This is a genomic window from Ignavibacterium sp. (genome assembly GCF_025998815.1).
Lineage (GTDB): Bacteria > Bacteroidota > Ignavibacteria > Ignavibacteriales > Ignavibacteriaceae > Ignavibacterium.
On the sequence record NZ_AP026678.1, the window covers coordinates 3,524,173 to 3,536,992 of the forward strand.

Here is a 12,820-nt window from a genome sequence, read left to right on the forward strand (position 1 = left end):
AGAATTATGAAAAATCTATACAAACTATTACTAATAATCGCAGCACTTGGATTAAGCATTCTTTATAGTTGTTCTGAAGAGACAGCACCAAGTCTTTACGATCCCGGTAAATATCAGTTCAGAGAAGATCCGGTAATCACTAACATCGATCCTCCGGGTTCTGCTCTTGCCGGTGTTACAGTTTTAACAATTACCGGAAATAATTTTTCAGATATCCCTGGCGAAACTTCAGTTTACTTCAACGGTGTCAAAGGTCAGATTCTGAATGTCACAACTACACAAATTCAGGTAAAACCTCCTGTTGTTGTAGCTGATACAGTTTTAGTAAAAGTGAAAGTTGCCGGAGCAATAAATCTTAGCAATACACTAATTTATAAATTAACTGCAGCAGTAGTTGAAGTTTATAAATTCGATCCCAACAACGGAGAAGTTCCCTGGGCAGTAACTTTCGACAATACTCAGAATATGGTTGTTTCAGTTGAAGGGAAGGGCGTTTGGAAATTTTCAGGAGATGCAAACCCAAACAAAACATATATTCCGAAAGGAGCTGAAACAAAGTGGAATACTCTCCGCCAATTCTCAAATGGTGAGATTTATGCTTCAAAAAGTTTAAGAGGAATCTGGAAACTGACTGCAGGTGTTACTCCACCAAATGCACCTTGGGTTGCAACGCCAAGCGGAACAGTGCTGATTGATTTTGATTTCGATCAAAATACAAACTTATGGGCTGTTGGAAGTAATAATTTTATTTTCAGAATTAAACAGGATTTATCCGTTGCACAATTTCCTTTTCAGGCACAGTTAAGAGCAGTCAGAGTTTATAATGGTAATCTGTATGTTGCTGGACTTAAGTCAGGAGTTGAAGGTGTCTGGAGAATTCCAATTGATGCAAATGGTGATTTGGGTACAGAAGAATTATATTTCAATATGACAGCAAACTTTCCTGGTGTAAAAATTAATGCAATGACATTCTCTGCAGATGGCGATTTATTCCTTGGAACAGATCGCTCAACAGACCCGATTATAATTGTTAAACCGGATAAAAGCACGCAGACATTATATGAAGGTGTGATTCCGGCTAAAAATATTGTTTCAATGTATTGGCCTTCAGGAAACTTTTTGTATGTTACCAGAGAAGCTGAAAGAGATGCTACTTCAGGTAGTATAATAAGAACTCAAACTATACTCAAAATTGATATTCAGAAACCTGGGGCAAATTATTATAATCAATAAAGAAAATTGTCTCAAAGGACATAATTACTAACAACAAACAAAGGAGTACTTTATGAAAAAACTTCTCACAACACTTTCTCTTGTTCTAATGCTTTCCGGCGCTGCGTTTTCGCAGGGTTGGATTTATGAGGGGGCTTTCCCGGATACAAACCTTAAAGGTGGCTCTGGCGGTCACGGCGTAGCTGTCGATCCAGATGGTAAAGTATGGGTTCAATTATTTGGAGCAACTGATAGTTTATTTATTCCAGATAGTGGTAGATATTTACCAGTCAGAGTAGTTTATGTATTTAATCCAGATGGATCTCCTGCATCATTCTCACCGATTAGGTCTGTAACTATTAATGGTGTTTTGGAACCGCTCTTTAATTCAAACAGAGGACTAAGAACAGCTGCTGATGGTAATATTTTAGTTGCAAGCTTTGATGTTCTCTATAAGATTAACTATCAGACCGGCGAAGGAATTTCTAAAGTACAGCCAGTGGCCGGCCAAACTTTAACCGCTCCGGGTGTTGCTGATGATGGTAGAGTATTTACTGCCCCTGTCATACCTGGCGCAATGCCAATAAAAGAATATGCTGCTGACTTCACATTTTTGGGCAATGCAGTTGATACAACAGTTGGATTCTCAAGATCATTTGAAGTATCACCTGACGGAAACACTATATACTGGGCAGGTTATACTAATCACTGTGTGATTGTTTATAACAGAGCTTCCGAATTTGATCCTTTTGCTGTCGTCGATACTATTTTCAAAGGATTTGATTCTGAATCTTTCTCGTGGTCACCAAACAGACAAATTCTTTGGGCTTCTTCAGGTTCATACAATGATTTGCCAAACAGATATCCTGGCGAAACAACATATTGGGATGTTGCAACCTGGTATGCAAGAGATATGAATACAGGTCAGATTGTTGACAGTATTAAATGGCAATTTAATACTCCTGCTAATCCGAATGAAAGACCAAGGGGAATTGCTTTCAGTCCGGATTACAGATATGCTTATGTAACTTGCTTTGGTGCTAGCGATTACCCGGCAGTACAGAAATTCCGCAATCCAAATGTTTCTGTAGACGATCAGGGATTAACAGTTGTTGAAGGTTACAAGCTTTCACAAAATTATCCTAATCCATTCAATCCAACTACTTCAATTAATTTTGAATTGCCTAAAAATGGTTATACCACATTGAAGATTTATGATATGCTTGGTAATGAAGTAGCAACATTGATTGATAAAGAAATGTCAGCAGGTCAACATACAGTTAATTTCAATGCTCAAAACCTTGCTTCAGGAACTTATCTCTATCAGTTGAATGTAAACGGAGTAAGAATTTCTAACAAGATGATTCTGATGAAGTAATTTTAGATTTACTTTCAGCAAAGCCCCGCTGAGTAAGCGGGGTTTTTTATTTATTGCCACAGACCTGTTCAAATACTCTTTTGAAATTCTTATAAAGAATTTTCTCTACTTCTTCTCTTGAATAGCCGTGATCAAATAGTGCTTCTGTGAGGTTTGGAAATTTTGATGTGTCTTCAAGTCCAAGCGGAACTACTTCTATTCCATCGAAGTCAGAGCCGATTGCAACATAATCAATTCCGACAAGATTTTTAATGTAGTCAATATGCGCAATTACATCATTGATGTTTGCATTACTTGAGCCATTTAGAAAATATGGATAGAAAACAACTCCAATCACACCACCGCTGTTTGCAATATCCTGAATCTGCCAATCGTATAAATTCCGGTAATGATTTCTTAAAGCACGTACTCCGGAGTGGGTAGCGACTATCGGATTTTGTGTTTCCTGAAGTATATCCTGAATAGTTTTTATTCCTGTGTGTGAAACATCAATGATAATTCCAAGTGAATCCATCGACCGAATAACCTGTCTTCCAAAATCACTTAATCCAACTGTAGTTGAGCGGGAATCCTGAGCTGAAACTGCCCAATCAGTACTGTTATTCCAGGTGATGGTCATATAACGCATTCCTGCATTATAAAGATTAGCCAGCTTATCAATACTATTTTCAATATGATGACCTCCTTCAACACCAATAACTGCAGCAATTTTATTTTGCTGAATGATCGAATCTGCCTGTGACCAGTTCCTTGCCTGTGAAATTGAGGTTGTATTCTGATTTAACTCAGAATTAAAAATATTTAACATCACTTGTGCTTGCTGATAATAATTTGTGTATTGAGTTGGTGAAACCCAAACGGAAAAAAATTGTAAATCAACTCCGCCATCTTTTAAACGGGGAATATCAGTATGATTGTAGTTATGTCTTTGTTTCAAATGATATGAAGTATCATTAGCCATAACTTCAAGAACATCATTGTGCAAATCAATAAGAGTTGACACGGAATGAAAAGAAGTAAGAAGCATCATCAGACTTTCACCACCATTGAGAGAAAGCTGAACTGAATCAGCAAGATGAGAGTTTTTGGAATAAACAATTTTATATGTGTTAGTTAATGATTTATTCACTGTTTTGCCAGATAAATTTCCAATCGAATAAATTGATTGTAAGCCCGAACCATTACCACTGCCATCAAGTTGAATCATTTTCCTTGTTGCAGATTCGTTACCTGTTTTTATGGTATAGAAATAAACTCCTGCAGCACCTTTTGCTATGTAATCAACAGAATAAACGCCTGAAGTTAGATATTGTTGTTTATAATCCACAAGCTCGCCAAGAACATTGTGAATCATAATTTCAACATTATCTGCTTTGTCAATAATAAACTGAATTCTGGTTGAAGGATTAAATGGGTTAGGGAAGTTTTGACTAACATAAAATCCGTTTGGAATGATTTTATCTTCAACATCAGTTATTAGATTGAATTGCCATTGCCCTGATGAATTTGTGAAAACCGAATCTTTTAATCCGGTATTGATATTTGTAATCTCTACTTTAACACCAGCAAGAGCTTTAAGAGAAATTTTATCCTTAACAATTCCTGATATTATCTGAGAACTGATATTATGATTGAAAATCGTGATTAACAGAATGTATAGAAAATGTTTTTTCAATTAGTATTCCTCATTTTATAAGAATTAATTTTTTTGTTTCTACAAATGAACCACTTCTCAACTGATAAAAATATATTCCGGTTTTCAGATTAAATGTTGAGGCGTCAAATTCAATTTGATAAAACCCGGGATTTTTATATTCATTTACAAGTGTCGCTACTTCATTACCAAGTATGTCATAAACCTTTAGAGTTTGCCAACTGCCAACAGGAGACTGCCAACTAATTTTAGTGCTTGGATTAAACGGATTGGGATAATTCTGATATAAAATAAATTCTGATGGAATTGTATTAAATTCTTCTTCAACCGGCGTTGCTGGATCGTAGGAAATAATTCTTATTGCATCAGCAACAACATAGGTGGTTGATGTACCAGGAGTACCTGCATTTGAAATGAAAATTTTTTGTGAAGTATCAGGCGAAAAATTATATGTTCCAATGTAACTCCACATCGAACCATTTTGTACCTGATTCACTCTGACTGTATCAATTCCATTTTTGTGTCTGATTATAAATGGAGTATCCTGACAACGATTTGAAGAAGAAACCCACCAACCGTAAACTTCATAGGTTGCATCAGCAGGGAATTGAGGTCTGAATTCTGCATAGGCACTTCCATCACCAACCGGATTTAAATAAGCCGGTGTATTTCCCCAATAACCTGGATTTGCAGAGGTAAACCATCCGCTACCAATTAAACTGCATTCGGGGTCACTGGTATCAATTATTTTTTCAAATTGAATTGTTGGCGGTAGATGAAGCGAATCTTTATGTGTAATTGTCAGAATGGTTGGCACAGCTCTCTGCTCTGACGGATTGTTTACATATTGATTTCCTATTGCCATTTGTGTTGAACCTCCGCCATCAAGATTCATTGCCTCAACACAACCGAGGTCAATCATTATTTGTGCAAGCTCAGGCAATCCAACTCCTTCGCTGTTTATCTGACGGCCATCTGCAACAATTAAGATAACATGATTATTTGCTGTATATCCTACGGCAGTTCTTGGATCACGATTATCATATCCAACTCCGCTGCCCCACATAATTTCCTGATCATAAGTAACATTGACCTGACCATTTTTAACTAAAGTTGGAGCGCCACCAATTCCAACAAGTAAATTGGAATAAACTGTTCCTGCAGATTGCTGAGGCGGAGGAAGAGGTGTTTGCTGATTATTTGTGTAAGGCATCGGTGCGGAAAATTTATAAATATCATTTACATTATTTCCGAAGTGATAAATCCATTCCACATTAAAAGTTTTATCTGCTTTCATTCCAAAAAAACTTCTGATAACAGGATATGATTGACTGAATCTTGTAACAGCAGCAACATTTTGTGCTTTAACTTCATAAGGATAAACAACTGCTGAGTAGGATGTTGATCCTCCAAAGAATCCACCGTTTACTCCGGCATATGCACCAACAAACGGAACAAAATCTTTTACAAGTTTATTAGGACTTGTGATATAGGGATGAATAACCAAATCAGGATTATTCATATCAGCATCAATGTAAAATATTTTGAGCTTCGGTGTTGCTCTGTCGCCCTGGAAAACTTTTATGCCTGATGGCAAATTGTAGTTTGATGTAATTTCTGTCCAGGTTATTGTCTGAGAGAATGTTATTGATGCGAACAGCAATGACACAAGTATATATTTTTTCATTTTTATACCTTAAGAATATTAATCAGTTTAAATCTGTCTGATCAGTCTAATCAGTGTCCCATTCTTTAAAACAATAGAACAAGGATTAGACGGATTATTACGGAATTATTTAAGAACAATTCTTACATTAAGTTCTTTCTCAGAATAATCATCCGGATTTATGAAATTCGATTCAACTGACTTTCCATTAATCTCGATTGATTGAATCCCGGTATTTTTTCCGTTTGGATTTTCTACAGTTAAAATAATTCTTTTTCCTCTGAAATTTCTTTCAGCTTTAAATGATTTCCAGCTTGATGGAATGTGTGGATCAATTGTCAATCCTTTCAATGATGTTCTGAATCCAAGAATATAATCAAGACCAATTCTGTACATCCACACTGCAGTACCTGTGAGCCAGCTGTGACTTGCCTGATTTTCAGTTTCGTGTTCAGGACTTGTTACATACTCAGCATAAACATAAGGTTCAACTTCATATCTGTCAATTCTTTTCGACGAGTTTAAAGGAATCATTCTTGAGTAAACATCATAAGCAAACTCAATATCACCATTTAATATCGAAGCAAGAACAAACCAGGATGATGCGTGATTAAACACAGCGCCATTTTCTTTTTTGCCAGGAACACAACGGCTTATCAATCCTGTATTATCTTCAATCTCTCTGTAAGCAGGCCAGACAATCTGCATTCCATACGGAGTTAACAAATATTTTCTTCCACTTTGTAAACAAGAGCTTGCTCTTTCTTTCGGTGCTAATTCAGAAATAACTGCCCACGATTGTGCGTTAATAAATATTTTTCCTTGTTTATGTTTTTGTGAACCAACTTCACTTCCATCATCGCGGAAAGCCCGAAGATACCACTTACCATCCCAACAAACATCATTTATAACATTTCTCAGTTGCTCGTATTTTGCTTTCCATCTTTTCAGAGTTTCAATATCATTTTTGAATTCAAGAAGCTCAAAAGATTTTTTCAAAATGTAGCCGAGGAAAAATGCACCCCAAACTGTTTCACCTTTTCCTTTAGGTCCGATGTGATCAAGAGTATCATTCCAATCACCGTTCATAATTTTAGGCAAACCTCTTTCAGTGCAGGAAGATATCGCAAAGTCAACAGCACGTTTGAGATGTTCATAAACTGTCGCTTCACCCTCATCATAGAATTTTACAACTTCATCAAGAATTGAAAAGTCAGCAGTTTCATTTAAATATTCAACTATGCCAAAAGGAATCCAGAGCGGAGTATCAGAGTGATTTGTTTTTTCACCCCATTCAGTAATCTTAAAAAAGTTGTGAAGTGTAGAACCATCTTTGAATTGAAATCTTAATGCGTTCAACAATCTTTTCCTTACTCTTTCAGGATGAGCTATTACCATTCCCAATATATCCTGAAACTGGTCGCGCATTCCTGTTCCGAATAACAAACCGCCGTGATAATATCCGGAGTTACGGGCCATATCAAATGTTACTGCTGCCTGATACTGATTCCAAACATTAAGCATAAGATTAAACTTATTATCCGGAGTTGATACTTTAACATTGTTCAGGTAATCATCCCAATATTTTTTTACAGCTTCAAATTTTTTGTCTATAGTTTTTATTTCTTTCAGTTGTTTTAATTGGGAAGCTTTGAATGGATTTTTTTCATCTTTGCTCACTACCAACATTATCACTGCAAATTCAATGGCGGATTTTTTATCCAGAGTAATTTTTGATTGAAGTGCTGCAATTGGATCGCCAGCAGTGATTTCTGTATTACTCATTTTTCCTGTTTCAACAGAAATTGGATTTGCTTCTGAACGCCAGCGGCCAATAAAATTATCAAGACTTCCGTCAAATCCACTAACGGGAAGAGTTGTTGTGAAAAGAAGATTGTATCGCCAGTCAATGTTTGGCTGCGCAACAGTAACTTTTCTGTTCAACACCCAATATCTTCTTGTGCAAACAAGCGTTTCGTGTTCTTTATTGAAATGAATATCAGTGAAGTGTTTATCATTTGGCTGATTGATAATGTCATTCAATGCATTACCCATCAATAGCTCGGTGAAAGAATAAACTTCAAGTTTTCTTTTTCTGGAAGAGAGATTTGTGAGTTTTACTTTCCAGATTTCACCATTTAAATCAGTCGGAACAAAATAAGTAATCTCACCTCTTATTTTATTTTTCTCAGTGATAATTGTTGTGTATCCCTGTCCGTGATGACACTCGTATAAATCATACTTCTTATCAATTGTTGGAGCCCAGCTTAACGACCAATATTTTCCCGACTCAACATCTTTGACAATTACATATCTTCCCGGACGATCCCAGGGAAGACAATTGTAACGCATTCTTGTTAAACGATTATCCCGTGGTGTTTCAAGATAACTGAATCCTCCGCCTGTGTGTGAAATGAGTCCGGCATAATTCTCATTCCACATATAATTAAACCACGGTCTTGGAGTTTTTGGATTCGTGATTACAAACTCTCTTCCATCTTTGGAAAAGAATCCATATTTATTTTTTATCATAGTAATAATCCCTTTTATTCTAAGTGAAATCTGCGTGAACTGAGTGTCTTAGTGCCACAGAGAAATTCTTTTACCACTGAGTCACCAAGAGCACAAAGAAACACTAAGTAAATTTTAATTTGTATGTTCCGATTTTCTTAGCACCAAGTGAAACATTAAAACTGTTTTTATCAATCAAACTTATGTGATTGATAAAAACTTCTTCCAAAGTAACCTGCTCAACTTTTTTAATTTCTTTCATCAACTCAATTCTTCCTTCGATATTCTTTTCAGTAGGATTATAAACTCTTAGCACAAATCCATCTTCATCTTCTGATTTTTTTAATGAACTGAATATCAAATCTTCGGGATAAATTTTAATAAAAGAATTTTCAACCGGTAATGTTCCATTTGATTTTCCTGTTTGAACAAGTGATAGCGGATTGTTAAAGTTCAGCGCTTCTCTATAAACTTCTCCAATTTGCCAATCACCTTTATGAGGATAAACAGCCAATCTGTAATTTGATTTTCCGAGGCATTGACTTCCTTTCTGAAAAGTATAATCCTGTTTTGAGCTTGGCTGAATGATGTATTCAAAACCTCTGAACAGAGTTATTGCTATTGTTCGTTGGTTATCTTCTTTTACTTCATATTCTTTAAGTCCATCTACAATGACTGCAAGTCCATTTTTATCATTACTTACATCCATAAAATGATGAAGAGGAAAATCATACATCGGTTGCTCAATCCAATCTTTTGAATCAATTCTTTTCACATCTCTTTTTACAACATCAAATTGTCCTTCTGCAAAATGATAATCGGCATTCAATCCAATTGGAAACATTATTCTCAAGCGATGACTTTCACATTCATTATCAACTTCAATATTCATCTCAAGAATTTTTGAATTTGATTTTAAAGTTAGTGTCAGTTCAATATCAAGCACTTTTGTTTTAGGATTTTTCTTTTTTCTTTCTGAAAGGTTTGCCGGAATATTAAGCTTGTGTTTAATCATTACTTTGGAAAGTAATTCACTATTTTCAGTTAGCTTTATCAGTGGCTTGCTTTTTAATGTAGTGATAAATGGTTTTGTCGGAATGTTTACCCAAGCGTGTCCGGATTCTCCTTCATCATAAAAGTAACCGAGATTTTTGTGCTCAATACCAGTTGTTTTGTTTAGAATATTGAAAGTCCCGTTTGCATTTATTTTTACTTTCAGATATTCATTCTCAATGATATTGTTTTTCGATTTGGTGTTTTTTGACTTTTGAATTATGACATTTGACTTTTCAATCGTCTTAACCGAAAAAGCTTTATATCCAAACGAAGGAATTTCATTCAGATAAAGTAAACAATGATAGCGAATCATATCAAAGTACATTGGACGATCAATCATTTGCTCGAGTACCGGTTGAACAGGTTTTACTGAAATTATCTGAAATGGAATTTTATTTCTTTGAGAATCTTCGACAACCAAATTACCTGTGTCGAACTCTTTTGGAATATCAATAAAACATTCTGCGACTTCGTTTCTTACAAACTGAGTGGGATTGAACGCAATTAAGAAAATTGAATTTGCATCTGAACTTGAAACACTATTAAATACTTTCAGATTGATGTTTTTACTGATAAACTTAATCGCTCTTTCAAAAACACCTTTTGAGATTTCAATTGCGTGTTTGTATCTGTACATCATATCTTCGTGTACTTCATCGAGACTGCATCCACCGATTGAATCATGTGCGGAGTTTTGAACAATCAAATCCCAGGCGAGTTCTGTGTAATTATCTTTAATGTCTCTGCCAACAAGTGCGGAAAAAATATTGAACGGTTCTGCATAGAACTGAATCCATCTTTCAGCTTCGAAATTTTTTTGCTTCAAGTACATTCGTGCAGAAGTTGTATAGCCATAAAGATTGCCGCTTCTTCTGTCGAATTGTGCGCTTCTTCTTTCGCCATAAACTTTTTTCAATGAATTGACATCAACACTTTCAAAAAGAGCTTTCGCATAATTCTCAAGCGTTGAGTGAACAACATTCAACTCAGGAAATATTTTTTTTATGTCTTTGATTATTCTTACTGTTTTTTCATTAGGACCACTTGAATCGTGTCCTTCCATCCAGATTATATGCGGTGTTGTAAAATCATTCACCTGATCCTGAATAATTGCTTTAACTTGCTTTTCGATATTTTCCGGATAGTATCCGTCAACCGGCTCAACTATAAAATAATCTTCATCAACTAAAAGTTTATCTGCAAAGTGGAATGGAACTCCGCCATTGGACCACTTGTATTCAATGTCAAACGGAAATTCATTATGCACAACGGGACGATAAATGTAAAAGTAAAAATTGTATCGCGGCATTGTAGAAAATCTTGAAGCAATAGCTTCGGTTCCATCAGCACCAATCCAAAGAAATTCTGCTTTGGGGGAATCAAGCGAATTTACACCACGATAAAACATTATCAGTTCGATACCAAACTCTTTATAGATTTGTGGTAATTGTGAAATTTGTCCCCACGAAAAAGGTGAGTAACCAATTTTTGAAACTCTTCCATATTTTTTACTAAGCTTGTGACCAATCAACAAATTTCTGATTAGATTTTCTCCACCAACCTGAAATTGTTCGGGTAACACATACCAGGGACCAATGAACAATCTTTTTTCCTGAACAAATTTTCTGATCAGATTTTCTTTGTGTGGTTTTATTTCAAGATAATCTTTCACAACAATTGATTGGCTATCAAGATGAAAAGCTCTGTATTCAGGATTTGATTCGAGAATCTCCAGAACTTTATCAATCATATCAACAAGCATTTGTCTGTTGCGCTGAAAAGGATAACGCCACTCACGATCCCAGTGAGTGTTTGAAATTATGTGAAATGTTTTGTCTTTATAGTTTGTCATAATTCTTAAAAATTTATCAAATGTGAATCTTATAATTTTCTATTGTCATTCTGAACCACATTTATCTGGTGAAGAATCTTTGATAAAAGACTCTTCACTTCGTTCAGAGTGACAAATCTAGTATTGTATAAACAAATTATGCTTCAAAATAACTTCTGGGATTCCGCCTTTACAAATGTAAGAAGCCGCTTTAAAGTTATGTCCGCTTGTTTGTGTAAACGGAACAGCAACACATAAACCAATTCCCGCTGCACGAATTGCAATTGTTCCGCTTTCGCTATCTTCAAATCCAATTACTTTGTCGAAATCATTTTTTGGAATATTTAATTTGTATAAAGCAATGCTGTACAAATCTCTATGAGGTTTCAGTCTTATTTCACTTGAGTCACTGGCAGTTACAACTGCATCGTAATACAAATTATAATCAGAAAATTTCTCAATCAGATTTCTCTTAAAATCTGAATCCGGCAGAAGATTATTCAATTCGCTGCAAATAACTTTGAACACTTCTCTTAAAACTATATCGGCTTCATAAAAAATTGATGAAGTAACAATTGCTGTCTTCATCGGTAACTTCTGAAAATGATTACAAAGCGAATAAAAATATTTTCGTGCACTCTCAATTTTTTTATTGCTTAATGTTTTTCCGGTTTTATGTTCATAAGATTTAATGAGATAATCATAAAACAGTTCCTGATGTTCAGTAATCATTCCCTTAATCATCGGAAGGAAGACTGCTATTCCGGGCATTGCCTCGATCAGATGTTTATTTGCATCGTTGAATAATTCTTCCGCAATAAAGCGGCTTTCACCCAAACGAATTCTTTCCAGTATTTCGTGATAACGCTGATAGTAAACATCAATTCCTAATCGAACATAATCACTGAAGCCAAATGTGTTAAAATGATTTTTGTATTTGTTAAAAAGATATTCTGAGATTTGTTCTTTGTCTTCATCAACAAGTGCATTGATATTTTTAAACTTCCTAATGAAAGGATCATCAATTAAATCCTGACAACTAAAAGATTTTAAATTCAAAAGCACTTCATCTTTTCGCTGCTGATCTTTTCCGAAAAATATTGTCCAAACAGCTGCGAACAGGAAAGATTTTATTATCTCATTTTTCTTGAATGATTTTGAATAAGTTGAAATTAGATACTCAACATGCTTTGTTGTGCTGTTTCCGATTATATGCGGATAATCCTTTTCTGTAAGCCCCTGCCAGATGGTTTTATTCATTCTTCCGGAAAATTTGCGAATCATAAACTCGAGTGAATGAATGCAAAGAACTTCCGTTGTTGTAGTCGTTCCGTCCATATCCATAACCGCAGCAACAAGCTTATTTGTTTTGCGGATTTTCTTTGCAAGCGGATAAAGCTCATACTCAGGATGAATGTATCCGGGATTTTTTACAACGGCAAACTCATCACCAAGTTTTGAGATAAGTTGTTTTGCTTCTTTTTTATTTGCGAATTTCTTTTTCATAATATT

General features: G+C 35.3%; 7 protein-coding genes. 2 read left to right on the plus strand and 5 right to left on the minus strand.

From position 1 onward, the window contains the following. Window positions 1-6 precede the first annotated feature (6 nt). Window positions 7-1,233, plus strand: a complete 1,227-nt coding sequence (locus Q0X14_RS15430; RefSeq protein WP_297840614.1) for an IPT/TIG domain-containing protein — start codon at window positions 7-9, stop codon at window positions 1,231-1,233. A 52-nt stretch (window positions 1,234-1,285) separates the two neighbouring features. Next, a complete protein-coding gene (locus Q0X14_RS15435; RefSeq protein ID WP_297840616.1) occupies window positions 1,286-2,590 on the plus strand; it encodes a T9SS type A sorting domain-containing protein in 1,305 nt (434 codons plus the stop codon). 46 nt (window positions 2,591-2,636) lie between these two features. On the opposite strand, the gene Q0X14_RS15440 is transcribed toward Q0X14_RS15435, so the two are convergent. From Q0X14_RS15440 to Q0X14_RS15460, 5 genes are all read right to left on the minus strand, one after another. After that, a complete protein-coding gene (locus tag Q0X14_RS15440; RefSeq protein WP_297840619.1) occupies window positions 2,637-4,265 on the minus strand; it encodes a membrane dipeptidase in 1,629 nt (542 codons plus the stop codon). A 10-nt stretch (window positions 4,266-4,275) separates the two neighbouring features. After that, the gene (locus tag Q0X14_RS15445) at window positions 4,276-5,931 is read right to left on the minus strand and encodes a phosphodiester glycosidase family protein (protein ID WP_297840622.1); all 1,656 of its coding nucleotides are present in this window, start codon (window positions 5,929-5,931) and stop codon (window positions 4,276-4,278) included. A gap of 105 nt (window positions 5,932-6,036) precedes the next feature. Continuing rightward, complete coding sequence (locus Q0X14_RS15450; RefSeq protein WP_297840624.1) at window positions 6,037-8,442, minus strand: glycosyl transferase family 36; 2,406 nt, start codon at window positions 8,440-8,442, stop codon at window positions 6,037-6,039. Between the two features lie 103 nt (window positions 8,443-8,545). Next, window positions 8,546-11,329, minus strand: a complete 2,784-nt coding sequence (locus tag Q0X14_RS15455) for a glycoside hydrolase family 38 C-terminal domain-containing protein (RefSeq protein ID WP_297840627.1) — start codon at window positions 11,327-11,329, stop codon at window positions 8,546-8,548. A 117-nt stretch (window positions 11,330-11,446) separates the two neighbouring features. Then, window positions 11,447-12,814, minus strand: a complete 1,368-nt coding sequence (locus Q0X14_RS15460; protein WP_297840630.1) for a hypothetical protein — start codon at window positions 12,812-12,814, stop codon at window positions 11,447-11,449. Window positions 12,815-12,820 lie beyond the last annotated feature (6 nt).

Bases quoted from the DNA above. Each gene is read 5' to 3' on its own strand.
- Q0X14_RS15450 (WP_297840624.1), bottom strand. From the start codon at position 8,442: ATGATAAAAAATAAATATGGATTCTTTTCCAAAGATGGAAGAGAGTTT.
- Q0X14_RS15455 (WP_297840627.1), bottom strand. From the start codon at position 11,329: ATGACAAACTATAAAGACAAAACATTTCACATAATTTCAAACACTCAC.
- Q0X14_RS15435 (WP_297840616.1), top strand. From the start codon at position 1,286: ATGAAAAAACTTCTCACAACACTTTCTCTTGTTCTAATGCTTTCCGGC.
- Q0X14_RS15460 (WP_297840630.1), bottom strand. From the start codon at position 12,814: ATGAAAAAGAAATTCGCAAATAAAAAAGAAGCAAAACAACTTATCTCA.
- Q0X14_RS15445 (WP_297840622.1), bottom strand. From the start codon at position 5,931: ATGAAAAAATATATACTTGTGTCATTGCTGTTCGCATCAATAACATTC.
- Q0X14_RS15430 (WP_297840614.1), top strand. From the start codon at position 7: ATGAAAAATCTATACAAACTATTACTAATAATCGCAGCACTTGGATTA.